Consider the following 21,759-nt stretch of genomic DNA (forward strand, 5'->3'; position numbering starts at 1 on the left):
TCGTTTTTCGGGCACACCCCTCCAAGGAAGAACATGAGTCTTGCAAGGCTGATCGGCGGCTTTGTCCGCCGGCATTGGCATGCCTATGTCTCGTCGGCCTTCATGCTGGCCGGCGTCGCCGTGTGCACGGTCCTGGTCCCGCGCCAGGTCGGCGCCCTGATCGACGGCCTGGCCGCGCACCGCCTCGACCAGGATGCGCTGGTGCTCGGACTGGCCCAGCTGCTCGGCCTGGGCCTGGCCATCTATGTGCTGCGCGTGGGCTGGCGCATCCGCCTGTATTCGGCCGCCTACAACCTCGGCGTCGAGCTGCGCACGCGCCTGTACGCACGCCTGGCCGCGCAGGGGCCGGCCTTCTACGGGCGCCAGCGCACCGGCGACTTGATGGCGCTGGCTACCAACGATATCGACGCCATCGAGATGGCCGCCGGCGAAGCGATGCTGGCCGGCTTCGACGGCACCCTGACCCTCCTGATGGTCCTCGGGATCATGACCCTGGGCGTGGACTGGCGCCTGGCCAGCATCGCCCTGCTGCCTTTCCCCCTGATGGCGCTGGCCTTCTGGCGCATTTCTTCGCACATCCACAAGGCCGAAGGCGATGCGCTGAAACGCTTCTCGGCGCTGAACGACCACGTGCAGGAATCGCTCACCGGCGTGCGCACCCTGCGCGCGCTCGGCCTGGAGGAGCGCAGCGCCGCCCAGTTCAGCGAACTGGCGGGCAATGCCGCCGACGCCAGCCTGGCCGCGCAGCGCTGGGAAGCGGCCTACGAGCCGGCCGTCGGCCTGACCCTGACCGCGGCGACCGGCCTGACGCTGGGCCTGGGCGGCTACCTGGTCTGGAACAACGAACTGACCGTCGGCGCCCTCACCAGCTTCTCGATGTACCTGGGCCAGCTGATCTGGCCGATGTTCGCTGCCGGCTGGGTGCTCTCGCTGATCGAGCGCGGACGCGCGGGCCTGGCCCGGCTGCAGCCGCTGCTGGACGCGCCGCTCACGGTCGACGACAAGGGCATTCTCGACGAAGTGGGCCGCGGCCCGCTGCTGGTCCAGGGCGTGACCTTCGCCTACGGCGAAGCGGACCGCCCGGCCCTGAGCGAGGTGTCGGTCGCCATCGAGCCGGGCCAGACCCTCGGCCTGGTGGGCCCGACCGGCGCCGGCAAGTCGACCCTGCTGCGCGTGCTGCTGCGCCAGGCCACGCCCCAGCACGGCGCCGTCAGCTGGGCCGGCCACCGCATCGAGGAATACCGCCTGAGCGCATTGCGCGCGGCCCTGAGCTGGGTGCCGCAGGAATCCTTCCTGTTCTCGAGCACCATCGCGGAAAACATCGCGCTGGCGCGTCCCGGCGCTTCGCGTGGCGAGGTCGAGCAGGCCGCGCGCATGGCGTCGATCCACGACGACATCCTGCGCTTCCCCCACGGCTACGACACGCCGGTGGGCGAAAAAGGCATCACGCTCTCGGGCGGCCAGCGCCAGCGCGTGGCGATCGCGCGCGCCCTGCTGGCGGACAGCTCGCTGCTGCTGCTCGACGACGCCCTGTCGGCGGTCGATACCGGCACCGAGACGCGCATCCTCGAACACCTGGCGGCATTGCGCGCAGCGCGTCCCGAGCGCGCGGCCATCATCGCCAGCCACCGCCTGTCGAGCGTGGCCGCGGCCGACCGCATCGTGGTGCTGCGCGAAGGCCGCATCACCGAATCGGGCACCCACGACGAATTGCTGCGGCTGGACGGCTGGTATGCCAGCCAGTGGCGCTATCAACAACTGGAGGCCAGCATCGATGCAGAGTGATGCCAAGGCAGTAGACACGCCCGACACCAGCGCCGCCGCCATGAAGGTGCAGGCACGGCATGCCGCGCGCCTGCTGCGCCGCGCCGCCCACCCCGACCGCCGCCACCTGTACTGGGCCACGCTGTGGCTGGTGCTGGCCGCCGCCCTCGAAGTGGCCGGTCCGCTGCTGGGCAAGATGCTGATCGACGACCACCTGTTGACGCGCAAGCTGGACTGGCCGCGCATCTGGCTGCTGCTGGGCGGCCTGGTGCTGACCGGCTGGGCCTCGTCCTGGATCCGCTACCTGCAGCTGATCCGCCTGTCGGGCCTGGCGATGCGCTCGGTGCGCCGGCTGCGCGAATGGGTGTATGGCCACGTGCTGCGCCTGCCGATGGCGTTCTTCGACCGCGCCATCACCGGCCAGCTGGTCAGCCGCGTCACCAACGACACCGAAGCGGTCAAGACCCTCTACATCCAGGTGCTGTTCGTGATGCTCGATTCGAGCATCGTGCTGGTCGGAACCCTGGTGGCGATGGCCTGGCTCGACTGGCGCCTGATGCTGGTAGTGCTGGCGCTGGTGCCGGCGGTGGTCGGCATCGTCTGGCTCTACCAGCGCCTGTCGGCGCCGGCGGTGACCCGGGCGCGCGCGCTGCGCAGCGACATCAACGGCCAGATGGCCGAGTCGATCGGCGGCATGAGCGTGCTCCAGGCCAGCAATGCCGAGGGGCGTTTCGGCGAGCGCTTCCTGGCCACCAACCGCGCCCACCGCACCGCGCGCCTGGCCGAACTCAAGGCCAATGCCTTCCTGCTGCGCCCCGCGCTCGACCTGCTCAACGTGGTGCTGCTCACCATCGTGATCTACGGCTTCGGCCGGCGCGAGATGAACGCCATCGAAGTGGGCGTGCTGTACGCCTTCATCAGCTATATCGCGCGGGTGGTCGAGCCGCTGATCCAGATCACGATGCAGTTCAGCGGCCTGCAGCAGGCGGTGGTGGCGACCGCGCGCGTGGAAGCGCTGCTCGACGAAACGGGCGCGGCCGAACATGCCGCGGGGCGCATCGGCAACGACGCCGCCTTCGACTCCGCGGCGCCGGCGGTGCAGGTGCGCGGCCTGAACTTCGGCTATATCGCCGGCCAGCGCGTGCTGCACGACCTGTCGCTCGACGTGCCGCAGGGCGCGTTCTTCGGCATCGTGGGCCACACCGGCAGCGGCAAATCCACCCTGCTTTCGCTCCTGCTGCGTTATTACACGCCGGATGAAGGCAGCATCGCCATCTCGGGCCTGCCGCTGGCGTCGATCGGCAACGAGCGCTTCCGCAACGAAGTGGGCCTGGTGCCGCAGGATCCCTTCATCCTGGCCGCGACCGCGCGCGAGAACATCGACATGGGCCGCGGCCTGTCCCTGGAACGTATCGAGGCAGCCGCGCGCGCGGCGCATGCGCACGGTTTCCTCTCCCGGCTCGAACAGGGCTACGAGACCCAGCTGGGCGAAGGCGGCTCGCGCCTGTCCTCGGGACAGAAGCAGCTGGTGGCGATCGCCCGCGCGCTGGCCGGCCAGCCGCGTATTTTGCTGCTGGACGAGGCCACCTCGCGCATCGACAGCGCCACCGAGCAGGTCGTGCAGGAAGCGCTGGAAGAATTGCGCGGCAAGGTGACCATCATCGCCATTGCGCACCGCCTGTCGACCATCCGCGCGGCCGACCGCATCATCGTGCTGAACCACGGCCGCATCACCGAGGCCGGCGCGCACGAAGAGCTGATGCGCATCGAGGGCGGCCTGTACCAGCGGCTGTATTTGCTGCAGCAGATCGCGCTGTAGCCCTAGCCGCGGCTCCAGTTGAAGCACCCGGCCGGCACGCCCGCCCCGCTCACCAGGAGGGCGCCGTGCCGGTAGAAGTCCCAGCGCCGCTGCTCGGGCACCGCGACCACCACCACCCCCATCGCCCGGTCGCTCCAGACCAGGCGCGCATCCACGGCGTCGAGCGCGGCGAACACCTCGCGCGGGCCGGCGCCGGGCGCGAACACCACGGTGGCGAAACCGGTTTGCGCCGGCGGCAGCAGGGCCCAGGCGCCGGCGCCCGATGTGACGGCGGCCAGCACCAGCATGGCCGCGCTGCCGCTTGTTCCCGTGCCGCCGCCCTTGCGCCGCAGGCGCAGCCCCAGCGCCAGCGGCAGCAGGCCGAACAGGGCCAGCCAGAGCAGGTCCCACAACAGCGGCTGTTCGCTGTCGATGCGGATACGATGGATCTGCAGCAGCCAGTGCGACAGCACCGAATCGACCAGATGCCACAGCCCGAAGCCCACCAGCACCGCGCCCACCAGGGGCCAGCCCCAAGCCCCGGCGCCGCGCCGGTGCTGCCGCCACAAACCGGCCAGGGCCGCCAGCGCGATGACATACATCAAGGCGTGGAAATAGCCATCCCACAGCACCTGCAGGCGCAGGTCGTCCATGCCCGGCACCAGGCTGAGCAGGTGGTGCCACTGGAGGATCTGGTGCAGCAGGATGCCGTCGAAGAAGCCGCCCAGCGCGAAACCCAGCGCCGCGGCCCAGCGCGCCCACGGTGTTTTCCACATCGCAATCACCTCGCGTAGATAGGGGAACGGCCCAGTATAGCCGGGCCGTTTTGGAGGCAAAGCACCGTTCGCAAGGAAAAGCTCAGCTGCGCCGGCTCCAGGCGACACCGGCTGCCAGCGCCAGCAATCCCGCCACCATGAAGGTTGCCGCCGACTGCAGGTTGGCGGCCCCGTGGAAGCCGACCACGTCCATCATCGGGATGCCTTTCGCATTGAGCGCGGCATACAGCCCGAACAGGAACAAGCCGAGGAACAGGCGCGGCGTGCGGCTCACTGTCCCCAGCAGGGCGGCAAAGGCGGACAGCGCCAGCACGCCGGCGGCAACAGCCAGTGCGCGCACCGGTTCGTCGACGCTCCAGCGCAGGGCGACCGCCCCGGTGAACAGGGCGCCGAGCAGCGTGGATGCGGTCCACTGGCGCAGGAAGCGGCGGCCGGCGCCGCCCGGCACGGCGGCGGTGAGGCCGTCGCAGGCCACGCTAAAGTCGCGGGTACTGCTGTCGCTGCACAGGATGCCCCACCAGGCGACGGCGCCGGCCAGCAGGCCTGGCAGCACCTCGGCCGGCAGCACCAGGGCGCCCACGGTGCACAAGGCAATCGCCAGGATGGCGCTCGGCGCGCTGGCCAGGGCCAGGCCCAGGTCGGCCAGCGCCTGACCGGCGGCGCCAGGCAGGCGCGCCGCCAGCCGCATCAAGGGCTGCACGGTGCGGGCCAGCGGCCGCAGCCAGCTATTGAGCACCCCCAGAGGCGAGCGGCGCCGGCGCGCCTTGCCGGCCTTGACCCGGTCCGGCGAGAAACGGTGGAACAGCAGCACGGCCGGCACCAGCGGCGCCAGCGCCAGCAGGCAGGCGAACAGGCGCGCGGCCACCTGCGAACCGCTCCACAGCCATTGCGGCAGCGTGTGGGGCGCCAGCGCGGCATTGAAGTCCATGGCGCCGATGCCGACGCTGTCCGTGCTCAGGTGAAGCCGCATCGCTTCCATGGCCTGGGCCATGCCGGTGAAGTCGAGGATGGCCAGCGCGGGCGGGGCGCCGGCTTCCTCGACGATCCCGCCGAGCGACAGCATCGCGGTCCAGACGAAGAAATACAGGATGTCGCCGCCCTTGCCCATCAGCGGCGCCCAGCTGTCGCACAGCACCGCGCAGCTGGCGGCGAACAGCACCATCGGCAGCAGCAGCACGCAATAGGTTTGCAGGTAGACCAGCAGCGCGATGGGCCCTTCGCCGCGCAGCAGGTGCAGGGCCAGGATGGCCAGCATGAAGACCCCGAGCAGGATCAGCAGGCCGCCGACCGCCCCGAGCCAGCGGCTGGCCACCAGCAGCAGGTTGCCGGCGGGCGTGGCGCCCACTACCCCGCCGATGCCGCTACGCAGGTCTTCGCCGGTGCGCCCGCGCGCCAGGTAGAAGCCGGCCAGCGAGAACAGCAGGCCGGCCAGCGTGGCGCTGCCCAGCGCCAGGGCGGAACTGGTGTAGCGCACCCGCGCGTCTTCCACGATCATGAGGGTCCGGCCGCTGGCCGGGTCTTCGATCATGGCCCAGCTGACCGCGGCGATCGCCAGCACCGCCGCCAGGGTCGACATGCGGCGCATGCGCAGCCGCACTTCGTTCGCGGCCAGCACGCCGGCCGTCCACCAGGGACTGGTCCGCATCATGCCGCCTCCGCCTGCAGGGCGTAGCGCTGCGCCATCAGCGCTTCTTCCAGGGTCGGCTCGGCTTCGCGCGCCCCGAGGCAAGGCAGTTCGGGATGGGCGATGCGCAGCGCCATGCGCCCGTCCTGGCGCTGCGCCTGCAGCACGTGCACGCGCCCGCGCAGGGCCGCATAGTCGTGCTCGGCCACGCTGGCAAGCCAGACCTGGCCGCGGGCGCGCTGCAGGATCGCCTCCGGCGTGTCGTGGGCCACCAGCCGGCCCGAACGCATGATGGCCAGCTCGGTCGCGATGCTCTCGACGTCGGACACGATATGGGTCGACAGCAGCACCAGCTTGCCCTGCCCCAGCTCGGCCAGCAGGTTGCGAAAGCGCAGCCGCTCTTCCGGGTCGAGGCCGGCGGTGGGTTCGTCGACCACCAGGATGTCCGGGTCGTTCAGCAGCGCCTGGGCGATCCCGAGGCGGCGCTTCATGCCGCCCGAGAACGCCGCCGCCGGCCGGTGGGCCTGGTCGTGCAGGTTGACCAGTTCGAGCAGGCGCCGGATGCGCCCCGGGTCGCGCACGCCCTTGAGGGCGGCGAAATACTGCATGAATTCGAGCGCGCTCAGGTTCGGGTAGACCCCGAAATCCTGCGGCAGGTAGCCAAGGCGGCGCCGGATCGCATCGGGCTTGACCGCGATGTCGACCCCGTCGAACAGGACCTGGCCGCGCGTGGGACGCGTCAAGGTGGCGATCATCTGCATCAGGGTCGACTTGCCCGCGCCGTTGTGGCCGATCAGGCCCACCACGCCATGCCCGAGCGTCAGCGACAGGTCGTCCACCGCCTTGAGTTCCTTGCCAAATTGCTTGGTGACGCCGCGCAGCTCGAGCATGCCGTTCTCCTGAGTCAGTAGTTGTCCCGACTATAAGAAGACGGTGCGGCGCCAGCCAGCGATTTGCGACAGGAGGTCGAAAAGCCGGGACAGGCGCTGCCGCGGCGGGACAGGCGCAGCGTGCACCAGCAGGTAGGGGACTCTCCCAATGTGTCTTTTTAGTGACAATCGAGTAGAAAATGAATTTCCATGTTGCAACAGGAATATAATGTTTCATATATTCCCCATAACTTTCTGTCGGCGTTTCGAGACCTCTTCTCATGCTCCTTAGCCTGCCCCGCACCCCGGTGCGCTTCCGACGCATCGCGCTTGCCGCAACGCTGTGCTTTGGGTCGGCGGCTGCCCTTGCGGGCGAGGCGCCGCTGGCGCAGCGCCTGGCGGAAATCCGGGAGATCAACAAATATGCCGGGCAGCGCGCCCTGCCGATCCTGCTGGAGATGCAGGCCGAAGGCCGGGCCGCGCCCCTGCCTGAACGCATCGAATTCCTGAACCAGCTGTCCAACGCCTACGACGAAGTGGGCAAGCTCGACGAAGCGACCGCGATCGCGGACGAACTGGTCGCCTTGGGCCGGAAAAACGGCAGCAATGTCGCCATTGCTAAAGGTCTGCTGCGCAAGGGCTATATGGCCTACCGCCGCTCGGAGCTGGCTGAATCGCACCGCCTGATCTGGGAAGCCGAGAAGCTGGCCTCCACCACGGGCGACGCCGAACTGAAAGTACGGGCAACCATCTCATCGGGCGAGTCCTGGGCCGAGGAAGGTAATTTCCCTAAAGCGCTCGAACGTCTGCAGACGGCGGCCGCGATGGCGCGCCAGAATGGCGACGCGACCCAGATCGTCATGTCGCTCAATGCGCTGATCGGGCTGTACCAGCAGATGCGCGAGTACGACAAGGGCTTCGAGACCCTGGCCGAAGCGCTCGAAGCCGCGCAGAAAACCAATTCCCCTGGCCGTATCACCACGCTCAAGCATGCGGAATATGGCCTGGCGGTGGACACCGGCCAGTACACCCGGGGCCTGAAGGCCTTGCTCGAGAGCCTGGCGATCGAGCGCCGCATCGGGGCCGAGTCGATGGCCGCGTACACACTGGTCAACCTGTCCGACTGCTACCTGAAGCTGCGCGATTACGGCAATGCGGCGGCGTATGCCGAGCAGGCCGTCACGGCGGCGCGCGCGCTCAACGATGCCGGGCTGGAGGCCACTGCCCGCCTGAACCTCGGCCAGGCCTATCTCGCGATGGGACGCCTGGGCGACGGCAAGCGCCATATCGAGGCCGGCATGACGGCCTACGAGAATTTGGGCGACCAGCCGGAGCTGCAGCTGGTGCTGGTCGAATACGGCCAGGCGCTCGAGCGCATGGGCGACCTGCCCGGCGCCCTGCGCGCCTACCACCGCGAGCGCAAGATCTCCAACGAGCTGTTCGAAAAACGGCGCCAGCGCGCGGTCCTCGACCTGCAGGCAAAATACGAGACCGAAAAGAAGCAGCGCCAGATCGAGCTGCTGCGCAGCGAAAACGAAGTCAGCCGCCTGCAGCACCGCGTCATGTGGCTGCTGGCGGCGGTCTTTGCGCTGGCGGCAATCGTGGTCGGCCTGCTCTACCGCAAGGTGCGCCATGCCAACGCCCAGCTCTACGAAAAGAACAAGGAGCTCAAGCAGCAGAGCGTGCGCGATCCGCTCACCGGGCTGTACAACCGCCGCCACTTCCTGGACTACATGCGCAGCACCCCGCAGCCCGAGCTGCGCGCGGGCGACGCCATGGACAGCGACCAGTGCGGCGGCCTGTTCCTGCTCGACGTCGACCACTTCAAGCACATCAACGACACCTATGGCCACGCGGCCGGCGACGCCGTGCTGACGGCGATCGCGGCCAGCCTGCGCGAGATCCTGCGCGAAACCGACATGATCGTGCGCTGGGGCGGCGAAGAATTCCTGGCCTTCCTGCCCACCGTCCCGCGCTCGAGCCTGGACGAAGTGGCCCAGCGCATCCTGAGCGGGATTTCAGCGGTGACGATCGCGCATGGCGGCCATACGCTGGCGGTGAACGTGTCGATCGGCTTTGCGCCCTTCCCGCTCGCCTGCGGCGGCGAGGTGCTGCCGTGGGAGCGCGCGGTGAACGTGGTGGACATGGCGCTGTACCTGGCCAAGGCGCATGGGCGCAACCGCGCCTATTGCGTGCGCGGCTTCGCCGACCCGGCCCAGGTCTGCCTCGAGGACATCGAGCAGAACCTGGAGCGCGCGTGGCGCAACGGGCAGGTCAATCTGTCGGTCGTGCATGGGAATGTGCAGGACCAGCGGGCCAGCGCATAAGAAGCCAGGGTCCGATGTGCCCACCATTGCTTGACGGGCACATCGGGAAACGCTAATCCGCCACGTCCTGGATCTTTTCTCCCGCGTCTTCCACCTTCTTGCCCACTTCCTCGGTGGCGCGTTCCAGGCCGCCCTTCGCATCCTTGGTCGCATCCTTGATCTTGTCGCGGGCTTCGGCGGCGGCGCGGTCGGCCTTGGCCAGCTCGCCTTCGACCTGGCGCGAGACCCGCACGCCGGCGTCATCGAGCGCCTTGCCGGCCTTCTGGGCCGGCCCGAGTGCGTCGTCGTCGCGGCTGCAGCCCCCCAGCACGGCAAGCACGAACAGCGCTCCCAGCATGGTCGTTTTCATGGTCCACTCCTGCAATCTAGTTGCCAAATAGCATACACCTGTCGCGGAAAACCCGGCTGACCGTTGAAAAGGTGCGTCTTCACTCGCCGCGTGTCGGGTCGGCCAGCGGATGCTCGCGTTCGTCGACGATCTCCTGGCGCAGCGCGGCGGTCGCGTCGTCCTCGCCCCAGCGCCTGGTGAACACGGCCAGCCGCGCCAGCGCCTTGTCGTAGGACCGCGCGCGCCGCAGCTTCTGCACCGCGCCCCTGGTGTCGGTCCATGCCCTGGCGCGCTGCTCGGCGCGGGTGCAGTCGGCCGCCGCCTTGTTCAGGGACGACTGCACCTGGCGCAGCTGCTCGGCCGTGGCGTTGCTGCCGCGCAGGGCGATCAGTTCGTCCTGGGCCTCGCGCGCCTTGCATTCGACCGCCAGCGCCACGGCGCGGTCCATGCGGCGCTCGATGCGGCCGCCTTCGGGTTTCACGACCATCCAGATCACCCACAGCACGATCAGCGCGGCGATCCACCAGCGCATCCGCACCGGCGCGCGCTGCGGCGGCCGGGCCGGCATCGGGGCGCCGCGGATGCCCGGAGGCGGCGGGATGCCGCGCCCTGCTTCCGGCGCGGCCGCAGGCGGGGGCGCCTGCGCGGTGGGCCGTGCGGCGGCGAGCGGCGCTGGCGCCGGACCCGGCGCGGCTGCACCTGCAGCGCCGGCAGCGCCGGCAGCGAAGCCTGCGGACGCGGCTGCTGCTGCGCCCGGGGCCGCCATCGGCGGCGGGACGACCGGCGCTACCGGTGGCGGCACGGGCGCCGGGCGCGGCGGCGCCACCGGCGTATTGGCCAGTACCGGCGGGCTCGCGCCCGGCTGCACCACATGCTGGGCCGTGCCGCACCAGGGACAGTAATTCACCCGCCTCGGCATCAGGCGTCCACAGGACAGGCCAATGCAGCGGTAAACCGCGTCGTCTTGCACCATACCGTCCTTCATTCTGGATCCGGGATCGCGTCGTCCACGTCGTCCGGATCGGGAATCACCTTATCCAGCACTGCCGCCAGTTCCGGCAGCGCGCCGACTGTGCTCCACTTGTCCGCCTTCGGGTTCCAGGCCATGTTCCAGGCGCGGGTGCCGGCGTCGACCTCGCCGCGCGCGGCCTGCTGGGCGATCTCGTCGACCGTGTAGGGGCCGCGCTGGGCGCCCTGCACGAACAGCTTGTAGCGCGGCTGGCCCGCCTGCTGCGTAGCCGCCTGCATCTCGTCCCCGGCCGGCGCCTTGGCAAGTTCGACCGCCGGCGCCGTGCGCCGCGCCAGCACCGACGCCGCGCGCTCGTCGCTCATCAGGAACTCGGGCAGGATTACCCGCTTGTCCACCGGCCGCTCGACTTCCCAGCTGTAGGCGTCGCCCGCGGAATCCGGCACCGTCTCGGTCCATTGCGCGATGCCGGCCAGCGCGGTCTCGATCTGGCTCGGAGAGAGCGAAGGGTCGAGCGCGGCGGCGCGGCGGATCCACTGATCGTACAGGCGCCGCGCCGTGATGTTCGGCAGCGAGGGCGACGGCAGCTGGGCCCCGGTCTCGTCGACCTCCAGGCGCGGCTCGTAGACGCGCAGCTGGTAATGGCGCATCAGCGCCGCCAGCAGCGTGAGCTGGTGCGGCCCCACGTTCGCGAGCCGGTGGCGCACTGCCCCGATCACGCCATCGCGGTAGTAAGGCGGCAGGCCGTTGGAGCGGATCGCATACTCGTTGCCGATCTGGAGCCACTCGCCCGAGCCCGGCTCGACCTCGAACAGGTATTGCCCGCGCGGCTGGAAGCTCGCTTCGCGGTCGCCCAGGTCGGGCTTGCGCCGGATGACGCCCAGCGCGATCGCCTGCAGGAACCATTCGTAGTCGTCGGCCAGGCGATTGAGTTCGTCCATCGAGGGCGAGAGCGGATGGCGGAAGCGCGTGGCGTCGAAATGCAGGTGGGTCGGGATCTTCGGGTTCTCGATCTGGTACGAGGCGCGCCAGGTCGGCAGGCCGCGCAGCACCGTCATCGGATAGCCCGACAGTTCGATATAGCAGACCGCCTTGCCCGAGATGCCGGTGTTGACCACCGAGAGCAGGTCGCCGTGGAAGTACCCGGTCGGCACGGCGGCGCGCAGTTCGGCTTCCATCTTGCGCCAGCTTGCCGCGTCGCCCACCCCGATGAAGCACTTGAACTGGTCGGCCACGGGCGTGAACTCGGCCGAGAAGCGCGCGTTCACCCAGGGCATGGCGCTGCGGATCCATTCGGCGAAGACGCGCTGGCGCTCCTGCGGGGTCATGCCGGAGAGGCGCTCGAGCAGCGGATCGACCGGCTCGGGCTGCTCGAGTTCCTGCGCCGAGAGCTGGAGCTGGGCGCGGCGGAACAGCTTGAGCAGCAGGTCCGAGCGCAGGCGCTCGTCGCCCAGCTGCGGGAACAGCCGCGCCGAGCCGCCGAATTCCAGCAGCACCTCTTCGCTCCAGGCGCTGACGTCGCCCGTGAGGCGCACCGGCGGCGGCAGCACGTCGCTTGCCAGCTTGATATAGGTGGCGTGCTCCTGGCGCGCATCGGCGCGCAGCTGGCTGATGCGCTGGTCGGCTGCGGCCAGCATGGCCGAGACCATCCGGCGGCCTTCCTGGAATTCGCCGGCGATACCGCTCCACTGCGCCTGTCCCTGCTCGTCGGTGGCCTGCGGGTCGCCCAGCCAGGCCGACATGTTGCGCATGACTTCGATCGACTGCCCGGCCGCCACCGCCAGCAGGTGGAAGCGCAGGTAGTCGGCGATGTCGCGCTTGAGGTGGTTCATCACCTCGCGCGCCTGCGGCTCCTTGCCGAACATGCGCCCGGAGGCCTGCGACAGGTTATTCAGCGACTCCTCGACCTGGCGGGTGCGCAGCGCATCGCGGATGTCGCGGTAGCGGCGCCCGTTGCGCTCGGCATTGGCCAGGTCGCGCTGCGACAGGCGCGCTTTCACCTGCTCGAGCAGCGACAGCACGAATTCCAGGCCGCCCTGCTTGCGGTCGTCGAGCAGCGCGTACAGGCGCTCGCGCACCCGCCCTTTCAGGCGGCCTGTCAATTCGCCCGTGTGGCGCTTGATGCGGTCTTCGCTGGTCTCGGCGGTGGCGCCGGCCTCGCGGATGGCGTCGCGCTCGAGGTGCGGCAGCAGCTCGGCCACTTTCTCGCGCCACTGCTTGATGTCGTAGGAGGCCATGATGCGGTCGACTTCGAGCTGCACCTTGCTCTCCACGCGCTCGAGCAGCGAGCGGCCGTCCTTGTCCAGCAACAGCGTGCCGGTCAGCGCGTATTCGGGGAAAGGCGTGATGTCGACCGTGCCCTTGCGGAAGTCCGGGAAGGCGTCGAAGGGACGCTCGCCCATCTCCATCTGCTCGCGCATGAAGGTGTCGCGTTCCTGGTCGCCGGCGCGGCGCGCCATGGCGCCATCCGTTCCCACCAGCCCGAAGAAGGCTTTCACCATCAGCCCGGCCAGCTCGTAGGCGCGGATATCGTCGCGCAGGCTTTGCTGGGTGTCGAGCACGGCCTGGCCGAAGGCCGAGTAGACCTTGGAGTACGACAGGCGCATGTCGCCGAAGCGCTGCTCCGGCACGCGCGGGTTGTAGGGTCCCAGCTTGTGCTGCTGCTGGTTGACCGCCACCGAGCGCTTGCGGTTGGCGAAGTCGGCCGAGGCAAAGTCTTCGAACAGGGTGTCGGCCACCATCTGGTAGACGTCCTTGACGTCGAGGGTGGCCTTGTTGGCGAGGTTGGCGGTGTCGACGAAATACACGTCGTCGAAGGGCGCACCCTTGCCGGCGATGCTGTCCGGGTCCATCCACTGCACTTGCGCATTCATGTCGCGCATCGCCGTTTCGAGTTCCATCAGGGTGGCGTAGGCATTGGCCTCGGTGCGCTCCTTGTTGGCCTTGGCGAAGCCGCCCGGCATGAACATCACCAGGTCGACCTGGCTGTCCGACACCTCTTGCCGCGCGATGGCTTTCGACAGCCAGCCCAGGTCGATGGCGCTGCCCGCGCCGGTGCCGCCCGCGCACGAGGCGATGACGACGATGCGGAATTTCGAGGTATCGACCTGCAGGCCGAGGCGCTGGTAGTTTTCCTTGCGTTCGATGCCGGCATTACTGCTCAGGAAGTTGAGCGCACCCTTGATGCGGCCGCGCAGCTTGGGGTATTTGTCGAACAAATACAGCCGCGCCAGCGCCCGGATCTGGCCCGCGCCTTTCGAGGGGTCGATGCCGAGCGAACGCAGTTTCTTGGGGCGCAGCGGCATCCAGCTTTCGATCAGCGGAAAGCGCGCCAGGCTGTCGTCGGACTCGTGGTACTGCGGCAGGTCGAGCGGCTCGACCAGGCGCTCTTCGTCGGTGAGCTTGACCAGTTCGTACCAGGGATCGGTGCGCTGCGACTTGCCTTCGTCGATCACGGCATTGTTGTCGAGGTCGAAGTGCAGGAAGCGCGCCACCGGGAAGTCGCCGATCGATTCGACCCGGGTCGGGTGGTGCCGGTTCCAGACGGCCGACAGGATGCGGCGGCGGATGCGCATCATCACTTCCATGCCGGTGCCGCCTGCGCCGATGAACAGCGTCGGGCGCAGGTCGACCTTGAGCTCCGATTTGGCGTTCAGGCTTGCTGGGTTGGGAAAATCTGCCATATCGTGTTCTTTCGATTTTTTTACTGAAGGCCTAGCGGCGGCCGACGAACAGCGCCGCGACCAGCGCGATCACGCCCACCGCCACCAGCGGGCCGGTGACGGCGAAGGTCAGGAACTTGCTGGCATTGATGATCGCCAGCACCGCGGCGGCCGATAAAAAGCCCAGGCCCACGAACAGCAGCCAGCCGGCGCTGCCCGCCGACGAGGGAGCAACGCGCCGCACCACCAGGTGGTGCACGTAGGCGTTGCGGACAAAAAAGTACACCACCAGCAGCACAGCGAACACCACCGCACCGATGGCCAGGTCGCGCGTGGAGGTATCGGTCGCGGGCACTGGCGCATCCGTCGTTCCGGGGACGACTTCGACCGGGCGCCCGGAGGTGTCCGGAGACGTTTGCGGCAGCGAATCCTGGGGCGATGCCGATTCTTCGGGCAGCTTGAAGCCTGGATCGGCCGGCGAAGGTGCGGAAGGCGACTGGGTTCCTTGCATGGGGAGGAATTCCTTTCTTGTTTTTGTCAGCGGCCGAGCCGAACCTGCGCGCCTTCGCGCAGGTCGAGCAGCTGGTGGCCGAACAGGGTGGTTTTCAGCTGCGCCACCTGGGCGCCGGCCTTGTCGTAAATCGGTTGCGTGGTGCCGGGGCGCGCGCGCATGGTGCGCAGCTCGTCCTCGACGGTGACCTGGGCCACGCGCGGCCGGCCGTAGGCCCAGGCCGCGGCGCCGAGCGCCGCCAGCAGCATTGCCGCGATCCCGCCCAGCGCCGCCAGCGGGCCCATGCCGTAGTGCACGCGCACTTCCAGCGGCAGCACCGCCTTCGAGGCTTGCACGGTGCTCGGCGGCGTGAAGATCTCGGGCAGCGGGTCGCCCGGGAACAGCGCCGCCATGCGCTCGCGGAAGCTTTGGGACAGCTCCAGTTTCTGGTTCTCCAGGTGCAGCTCGATCCGGCCCGGCAGCACATAGGCCGAGCCGGCCGATTTCATTGCTGCCATCGACCATTTGTCGGGCAGCTGGGCCACCGGCAGCTGCATGGTCGAGCCCAGCGGCGCCGGCTTGCCCGGCGCCAGGTTGCTGACACGGCTGCTGGCCAGCTCGATCCTGCGGTCTTCGCCGGCCAGCATCGAGCGCGCGCCGAGCGTGGCCGAGGCGATGGTGTACGGGTACATCGTGTTTTCGAGGTTCCAGCGGATGCTGGCCCTGGGCGTGGTGGCATCCGGGTCGACGTCGGCGCGCAGCGCCCCGCCCTGCGCCTGCGAAAAAGCCACGCCGGGTGCGTTCTCGACCTGCGCCGGGCTCAGGCGCACCGTGTCGCGGTCGAGCGGCTTCAGGCGCGCCGGCCGCTCGGTGATCACGCTGGCGATGCGCCCGGAAGCCAGCAGCGCGTCCAGCGCGCGGGTACCCGGCGCGCCCACCGCGAAGGCGTACACCATCAGGCCGTTGGCCTGGTAATGCCTGCCCTGGACCGGCATGCGCAGCGGGAAGGCCACGACCTTGTCGATCGCCGCGCCGCGGTGGATCAGTTCATAGAATTCGCGGTTGCGCGCGGCGGTGGCCTGGTCGTTGTTCGGGCTGTTGCGGTTGTTCGTCACCAGCCAGACGATGCCGGGCTTGCCGCCCAGCGCCGTGCCGATCGCCGCCTGTACCGCTTCGCCCAGGTCGGTGTCGGCCAGCGCCGCGCTGCCGGGTTTACGCGCCGTGTCCAGGCCGGCCAGGGCGGCAACTACCCGGCTGCGCACGGTCTTGGGGTCGGCCTTGAAGGAGAGCAGCGCCCTGGGCGAAGGCGCGCCGGGCAAGGACTGGTTGAAGGCGGCCAGCACCAGCGCATCGCCCGGCTGCACGACGGCGCCGGCCAGCGCGCTGACCAGGGGCTTGAATTGCGATTGCGGGTCGGTATAGAAAGGCTCCATCCAGCCCGAGTTCTGCACCAGGACGACGTGCGGGATCGCCCATGCGGGCAAGGCGCTCGCGATCAGCAGCGTGAACACTGCCGCCAGGTGCTTGAGGGCGGCCTGCATCACGCCGGCTCTTCCAGGCGCCAGCCGCGGATCGCGTTCCAGTCGGGATGGTGCAGCCACAGGCAGCCCGCGTACACGAAAGGCAGGCACTCGAGGGGCCGCGACAGGCGCACCGCTTCGTCGAGGATCACGTTGCGCCGGCCTATCCATTCGACCGTGGTGCGCGGCAGTACGCGCGCCTCGAGCGCTTCTTCGGCGCGGCCGGTGTACTTGTGGAAGCGCAGCACCAGCCCGCTCGGCTGGCTGCGGTTGTTGTTGAAGGCGCGCAGCAGCGGCAGCACCAGCGTGTCGTCCTGGTTCAGGTCTTCGATATGCTCGCCGGACCAGGGCTCGTCGACCACCGGGTGGCCGCGCCGGAACAGGAAGTTGGCAAAGCCCAGGCGCGCGCCGTCGATCGGGGCGCTTTCAGGCCGGTCGCTGCCCAGTTCGAGGAAGGAGTAGCCCTGGCCGTCATGGCCGATATGCCACAGGCGCCCGTCGCGGCTCTGGGTCGGGCCGCCGAAATCCAGGCGCGGCTGCCAGCCCGGTGGCCAGGGGGTGAACAGCGGCGGCTCGCCTGGACGCCAGGCCAGCTGGCCCTGCTCGTGCAGCCAGAACAGGCGGCCGTCATAGCCGATCGGGCGCGACCAGCCTGCGCGGGGCAGGTCCGGGCAGGCGAATTCTTCCACTTCCAGCAGGTCGCTGCGCGCGCTCCACAGGCGTACCGTGCCGCCTGCGTCGGCATCGGGGCAGACCAGGCAGGCGATGTGGCGGCGCATGGCGCCGGGGGCGGCCACCAGCGGGGCCTCGAGCACGGGTTCGGTGCGGTAGGTTTCGCTCACCGGGTTGATCCACAGCCGGTGCAGGCCGCTGCCTGTCGGGACGATCGCCACCTCGCCGCGGCGCGGTTCGAGCACCGGCAGCCAGGCATAGCTTGACGCGGTAAAGGCCAGGCCGGCGGCGCCGTCGTCCGGCGCCATGACATGCCACAGGCCGGCGACCGGGTCCCAGTATTGCAGCACGCCGCGCGTGTGGGCCAGCGCCAGCAGGCGCTGCTCGGGAAAACCGTAGTGCGAGGCCGCGAACACGCATTGCGCATTGGGCGGCGCCGGCATCGCCAGGTCATGGCGGCCCGGGTGCGGCGCGGCCGGGCGCTCTTCCAGGCTGTCGCCCAGCGGCAGCGACGTGACCGGCGAGCCGTGCGGCACATGGCGCGGCAGCATGGCGTCCACGCCCGGGCCCCACCAGCCGGCCTGGCGCGACGGCGAACCAGGCAGCCGCTGCAAGCTGCGGCCGCAATGCGGGCAAAAGGCGAAACCCTCCGGATAGATGGGTGCGCAGCTGCAGGCGCCAGGCAGCGAGGCGCCGAGCAGGCGGGCGACGTCGGGCAGGCGGCCATGGGCGTGGGCCTGCCAGTCGATGCGGCCCAGGCCTTCGCTTGCCAGCAACTCGAACTCCCCGCTGCGCTCGTCTTCCTGCCAGACACTGGCAGGCGTTTCCCATCTGTATCCCATTGCCTCCCCTTGTTAAACCAGCCTGTCGAAACGTTTCGGGACCTCGGATAACCGTAGCGAGCGGCAGCAATATTGGCCGAGCCCCCAAGGGGATAATGCTCGCTGTACTTGAGTACAGCGAGCATCGCAGGCCGACAGTGCAACGCGCAGTAGGTTTGCCGAGGTTCCCTCATTGTTGTTGCTCAAATCATAGCGCTCAGGACCGTCGCGCGGCGCGCCGTACACGGGGTAGCGCACGATGACACTTTCGGGATCAATAAACGGGCTGATTGGCAGGAGGTGCGGGGAACTTTCGGCTGGCGTACGTATAATGGCGGCCCGGCTTCCGCTCTCCCCCGCCACACATGCATACCCTCGAATCGACCGACGACCAGCACCCCGGCGACCTGCCGCCGCACGCCATCGATGCCGCGGCGCGCCACCTGCACGACGTGCTGGCGCATGCGCTCGAACACGGCCCGCTTCACGCCGCGCTGGTGGTCTACGACACCCGCACCGCCCTGTCGCGCGCACTGCTCGAAGGCTACCGCCGCAACCTGCCCGGCGCGCGCTTCATCGATTTCGACGCCGCCACGCCCGAGGCGGTGCTGGCGGCTTTCCGCGCGTTGGCGCCGAAGGACCTGGTGGTGCTGCTGCAGTCGACCAACTTCCGCCTCGACGGCTTCCGCATCCGGGTCGAGCTGTTCAAGCTGGGCTTGAAAGTCATCGAGCACGTGCACCTGTCGCGCATGCCGGGCCCGCAGTCGGAACACTATATCGAGGCCCTGGCCTATGACCCGGCTTACTTCCGCGGCGTCGGCCGCGCGCTGAAGGCGCGGATCGACGCCGCGCCGCATGCGCGCGTGGAAGGCGGCGGCGCGACCTTGCACTTCGCATCCAGCCTGGAGCCGGCCAAGCTGAACGTGGGCGACTACAGCGAGATGCACAATGTCGGCGGCCAGTTCCCGATCGGCGAAGTATTTACCGAGGCGCTCGACCTGGAAGCGGTGCATGGGCGCGTGCAGGTACACGTCTTCGGCGACACGAATTACCGCTCGAACCGGCCCGAGATGCCGGTGACGCTCATCGTCGAGCGTGGCCGCGTGGTGGGCACCGAGAACGCCACGCCGGCCTTCCAGCAGGTGCTGGACAACATCGCCGAGGTCGAGGGCGAAGTCTGGGTGCGCGAGCTGGGCTTCGGCATGAACCGCGCCTTCACGCGCGAGCGCCGGGTCGACGATATCGGCACCTACGAGCGCATGTGCGGCATCCACCTGTCGCTCGGGGCCAAGCATGGCGTGTACGCCAAGCCCGGCTTCAAGCGCAAGGATGCGCGCTTCCATATCGACGTGTTCGCGGTGACCGATGCGGTCTACCTCGGCGACGAACGGGTGTATGAAAATGGCAACTGGCTGTGCGACAGCTGACCACGACGTCATTAACGAGTGCTAACATGACCGACTGACCTTCCAGCGTAGAACGTTCCATGGCACATGAGCTCCCTTCCTGCGTCGGCGACATCCAGGCCATCGGCGCCGTTCCGAAGATCCTCGAAACCGTCGCTGCCATCACCGGCCTGCGCTTCGTCTGCATCGCCCATGTCACCCAGGACTCCTGGACCGCCTGCGCCGTGCTGGACGGGCTCGAATTCGGCCTCAAGCCGGGCGATGGACTCGACATCACGACGACGCTGTGCGAGCAGGTGCGCGATACCGGGGAAGCGGTCGTCATCGACCATGTCCGCGAGAGCGCCCGCTACCACGACCACCATACGCCGCGCATCTACGGCTTCCAGAGTTATTTTTCGATTCCCGTGTTCCGCCCGGACGGCCAGTATTTCGGCACCCTGTGCGGGCTCGATCCCGAGCCGGCGCGCCTGACCGGCGAGACCACCGTCTCGACCCTGACGCTGTTCGCGGAGCTGATCTCCAAGCAGCTCGAAGCCGAACACGCGCGCGGCCAGGTGCACCACGAGCTCTTGTCCGAACGCGAAACGGCGGAACTGCGCGAGCAGTTCATCGCCGTGCTCGGGCACGACCTGCGCACGCCGCTAGGGGCGGTGCGTTCCGGCGCCGAGATCCTGCTGCTCAAGCACCAGGACCCGGTCACGCGCCAGGTCGCCGAACGCATCCGCCGCAGCACGTCCCGCATGGCCGCGCTGGTCGACGACGTCCTCGATTTCACGCGCGGGCGCATGGGCAGCGGCATGGCCCTCGACCTGCGCATTACACCGAACGCCGACCTGTTCCTGCGCCAGGTCGTCGACGAACTGTGCGACGTTCATCCCGAGCGCCGGATCGACAGCTCGATCCAGGCAGGCATGGAACTGCGCTGCGATCCCGACCGCCTGTCGCAGCTGCTCTCGAACCTGCTGAACAACGCCGTCCTGCACGGCAGCCCTGACGACGCCATCGTGGTCGAGGCCCATGTCGACAACGGCATCTTCGCGCTGCACGTCGTCAACGGCGGCCCCGACATTCCGCCCGCCATCGTGACGCAGCTGTTCAAGCCCTATTGGCGCGCCGCGACGCGCCAGGGCAACGAAGGGCTCGGCCTGGGGCTGTACATCGTCGACCAGATCGCCCGCGGCCACGGCGGCTGGGTCGCCGTCACGTCGGCCGAGGGCGTGACGGAATTCACCTTTACGATGCCCGCGGCCTGAGCGGCCACCCTTACATCACCCTGACCCAGCCTCCCTTGTAGAGGATCGGTCCGCTCGGTCCGTTCGGGTCGGGCGAGCCGCCCTGCGGTTCGAGGCTGACCGCCAGCAGCGCCACGTCGGCGCCGATCGCCTGCGGCGTGAGAGGCAAGGCCAGCTGCCGTCCGCCATCGAGCACGCCGAGCGAACGCGGCTTGCCTTGCTGGGGAACCGCCCACAGCTGCAGCACTTGCCCGGCACTGAGCGCCTGCGTGGCCACCAGTCGCACCGTGAGCAGCTTGCGCTCGCGATCGGCCGTGACCAGCAATGCGGTTTGCGACTGCTTGTCCAGCAGGGTGGCGATATCGCTGACCACGGGTTGTTGCGGCGCCTGCTGCATCACGCTTACCAGCAGCATGGCGGCGACCATGCTCGAGGCCACGCCGAGGCCGCGCCAGAAGCCGAGCGAACCACGGCGCCAGAACTGCCATGCCGGTGCCGGCAGCGTCAAGCCGAGCCGGTTCTCGATCGCGCGCCAGACCTGCGCGCGGGGCGCCACCGCCGGCACGAATTCCGCCATCGGCCCGATGCGGCCCTGCCACTCGGCGACCGTGCGGCGCAGCGCCGCGTCATCGTGCATCAGGCCTTCGAAGCGCCGGCGCGCCCGTCCCCGCAAGGTGCCGAGCACATATTCGGCAGCCAGCCGCTCGCGCAAGGGTTCATTGTCGCGCAGCTTCATCCCGCGCTCCTTCCCGTCAGGCAGGCCTGCAGGCGCACCAGGCTGCGGCGGATCCAGGTCTTCACGGTGCCGAGCGGCAGCGCGAGCTGGCGCGCCACGTCGCTGTGCGACAGGTCATGGAAGAAAGCCAGTCCGACCGCATGCCGGTGTTTTTCCTCGAGCGCTGCCATGCAGGCCGCCAGCGCCTTCGCTTCGCTGCTCAGCTGCAGCAAATCGGCCGGGTTGGCGACCGGATCGTCCAGCGTGGCCATCACCGCATCGTCGAATTCCCCGCCGTCGAGCTCCGCCTCGTGCCGGTGGCGCCGCAGAAGGTCGAAGGACTTGTTGCGCACGATCGTCGACATCCAGGTCATCGGGGCCGACAGGCCCTCCTGGTAGTCGCGCGCGTGGTCCCAGATCGATACGAAACTTTCCTGCAAGGCTTCCTCGGCCAGCTCGCGGCGGCGCAGGATGCGCAGGGCCAGCCCGAACAGGCGCGGCGCGCTGGCGTCGTACAAAGCGCGGAAAGCGAGCACATCTTTCAACGCAGCGCCACGAATCCAGGTATTCAGTTCTAATGAATTTGGCAAATTTATCGATTGAGCCACAAAATCTTTCTAATCAGGGAGGGAAATCGCCGAATTTGTTAATGATGCTTGAGGAAAATTATCACATTTACTCAGCATTAATGAAATAAAAATAATTTGAATCCGATAAGACGCGGACTGCGTATACACGTGTGCAGATGTATTTCCGCAGCGCGGCTTCCCCATTCCGGGGACAAC

Annotated in this window: 16 protein-coding genes; 5 read left to right on the forward strand and 11 right to left on the reverse strand. The window is 68.7% G+C overall.

The window, feature by feature from the left end:
• The first annotated feature begins 33 nt into the window (after nucleotides 1-33).
• Both AC3XQU_RS00890 and AC3XQU_RS00895 read left to right on the forward strand, forming a co-directional pair.
• Nucleotides 34-1,785 (forward strand): ABC transporter ATP-binding protein, encoded by a 1,752-nt coding sequence (locus AC3XQU_RS00890; RefSeq protein WP_489872241.1) that lies wholly within the window; start codon nucleotides 34-36, stop codon nucleotides 1,783-1,785.
• Entirely contained in the window at nucleotides 1,775-3,583 is a 1,809-nt protein-coding gene (locus AC3XQU_RS00895; protein ID WP_489872242.1) for an ABC transporter ATP-binding protein, read from the forward strand. The genes AC3XQU_RS00890 and AC3XQU_RS00895 overlap by 11 nt, the downstream gene beginning before the upstream one ends.
• A 2-nt stretch (nucleotides 3,584-3,585) precedes the next feature.
• On the opposite strand, the gene AC3XQU_RS00900 is transcribed toward AC3XQU_RS00895, so the two are convergent.
• From AC3XQU_RS00900 to AC3XQU_RS00910, 3 genes are all read right to left on the reverse strand, one after another.
• The gene (locus tag AC3XQU_RS00900) at nucleotides 3,586-4,338 is read right to left on the reverse strand and encodes a DUF2243 domain-containing protein (RefSeq protein WP_489872243.1); all 753 of its coding nucleotides are present in this window, start codon (nucleotides 4,336-4,338) and stop codon (nucleotides 3,586-3,588) included.
• Between the two features lie 82 nt (nucleotides 4,339-4,420).
• The gene (locus tag AC3XQU_RS00905; RefSeq protein WP_489872244.1) at nucleotides 4,421-5,986 is read right to left on the reverse strand and encodes a hypothetical protein; all 1,566 of its coding nucleotides are present in this window, start codon (nucleotides 5,984-5,986) and stop codon (nucleotides 4,421-4,423) included.
• The gene (locus tag AC3XQU_RS00910) at nucleotides 5,983-6,852 is read right to left on the reverse strand and encodes an ABC transporter ATP-binding protein (RefSeq protein ID WP_489872245.1); all 870 of its coding nucleotides are present in this window, start codon (nucleotides 6,850-6,852) and stop codon (nucleotides 5,983-5,985) included. Before AC3XQU_RS00910 ends, AC3XQU_RS00905 begins: the two co-directional genes overlap by 4 nt.
• A gap of 260 nt (nucleotides 6,853-7,112) precedes the next feature.
• Between AC3XQU_RS00910 and AC3XQU_RS00915 the strand changes: the two genes are divergently transcribed.
• The gene (locus AC3XQU_RS00915) at nucleotides 7,113-9,158 is read left to right on the forward strand and encodes a tetratricopeptide repeat-containing diguanylate cyclase (protein ID WP_489872246.1); all 2,046 of its coding nucleotides are present in this window, start codon (nucleotides 7,113-7,115) and stop codon (nucleotides 9,156-9,158) included.
• Nucleotides 9,159-9,210: 52 nt separating this feature from the next.
• Here AC3XQU_RS00915 and AC3XQU_RS00920 read toward each other — a convergent pair whose 3' ends face one another.
• The 6 genes from AC3XQU_RS00920 to AC3XQU_RS00945 all read right to left on the reverse strand — a co-directional run bounded on the left by AC3XQU_RS00920 (nucleotide 9,211) and on the right by AC3XQU_RS00945 (nucleotide 17,639).
• A complete protein-coding gene (locus AC3XQU_RS00920) occupies nucleotides 9,211-9,507 on the reverse strand; it encodes a hypothetical protein (protein ID WP_489872247.1) in 297 nt (98 codons plus the stop codon).
• A gap of 79 nt (nucleotides 9,508-9,586) precedes the next feature.
• Nucleotides 9,587-10,471, reverse strand: a complete 885-nt coding sequence (locus AC3XQU_RS00925; RefSeq protein WP_489872248.1) for a hypothetical protein — start codon at nucleotides 10,469-10,471, stop codon at nucleotides 9,587-9,589.
• The gene (locus AC3XQU_RS00930) at nucleotides 10,468-14,136 is read right to left on the reverse strand and encodes a tubulin-like doman-containing protein (RefSeq protein WP_489872249.1); all 3,669 of its coding nucleotides are present in this window, start codon (nucleotides 14,134-14,136) and stop codon (nucleotides 10,468-10,470) included. The genes AC3XQU_RS00925 and AC3XQU_RS00930 overlap by 4 nt, the downstream gene beginning before the upstream one ends.
• A 31-nt stretch (nucleotides 14,137-14,167) precedes the next feature.
• On the reverse strand, nucleotides 14,168-14,626 hold the full coding sequence (locus AC3XQU_RS00935; RefSeq protein ID WP_489872250.1) for a hypothetical protein: 459 nt from the start codon (nucleotides 14,624-14,626) through the stop codon (nucleotides 14,168-14,170).
• A gap of 26 nt (nucleotides 14,627-14,652) precedes the next feature.
• On the reverse strand, nucleotides 14,653-16,146 hold the full coding sequence (locus tag AC3XQU_RS00940) for a hypothetical protein (protein WP_489872722.1): 1,494 nt from the start codon (nucleotides 16,144-16,146) through the stop codon (nucleotides 14,653-14,655).
• Nucleotides 16,146-17,639: a hypothetical protein gene (locus AC3XQU_RS00945; RefSeq protein WP_489872251.1), complete on the reverse strand. Its 1,494-nt coding sequence runs from the start codon at nucleotides 17,637-17,639 to the stop codon at nucleotides 16,146-16,148. Before AC3XQU_RS00945 ends, AC3XQU_RS00940 begins: the two co-directional genes overlap by 1 nt.
• 344 nt (nucleotides 17,640-17,983) lie before the next feature.
• On the opposite strand from AC3XQU_RS00945, the gene AC3XQU_RS00950 reads away from it, so the two are divergent.
• Together AC3XQU_RS00950 and AC3XQU_RS00955 are read left to right on the forward strand one after the other, a co-directional pair.
• A complete protein-coding gene (locus AC3XQU_RS00950; protein WP_489872252.1) occupies nucleotides 17,984-19,045 on the forward strand; it encodes a M29 family metallopeptidase in 1,062 nt (353 codons plus the stop codon).
• A gap of 59 nt (nucleotides 19,046-19,104) precedes the next feature.
• Nucleotides 19,105-20,280 (forward strand): GAF domain-containing sensor histidine kinase, encoded by a 1,176-nt coding sequence (locus tag AC3XQU_RS00955; RefSeq protein WP_489872253.1) that lies wholly within the window; start codon nucleotides 19,105-19,107, stop codon nucleotides 20,278-20,280.
• 10 nt (nucleotides 20,281-20,290) lie between these two features.
• Here AC3XQU_RS00955 and AC3XQU_RS00960 read toward each other — a convergent pair whose 3' ends face one another.
• Both AC3XQU_RS00960 and AC3XQU_RS00965 read right to left on the reverse strand, forming a co-directional pair.
• A complete protein-coding gene (locus AC3XQU_RS00960; RefSeq protein ID WP_489872254.1) occupies nucleotides 20,291-20,995 on the reverse strand; it encodes an anti-sigma factor in 705 nt (234 codons plus the stop codon).
• Entirely contained in the window at nucleotides 20,992-21,510 is a 519-nt protein-coding gene (locus AC3XQU_RS00965) for a sigma-70 family RNA polymerase sigma factor (RefSeq protein WP_489872723.1), read from the reverse strand. The genes AC3XQU_RS00960 and AC3XQU_RS00965 overlap by 4 nt, the downstream gene beginning before the upstream one ends.
• Between the last annotated feature and the right edge of the window lie 249 nt (nucleotides 21,511-21,759).

Source organism: Telluria sp. AZSoR62 (genome assembly GCF_058111565.1).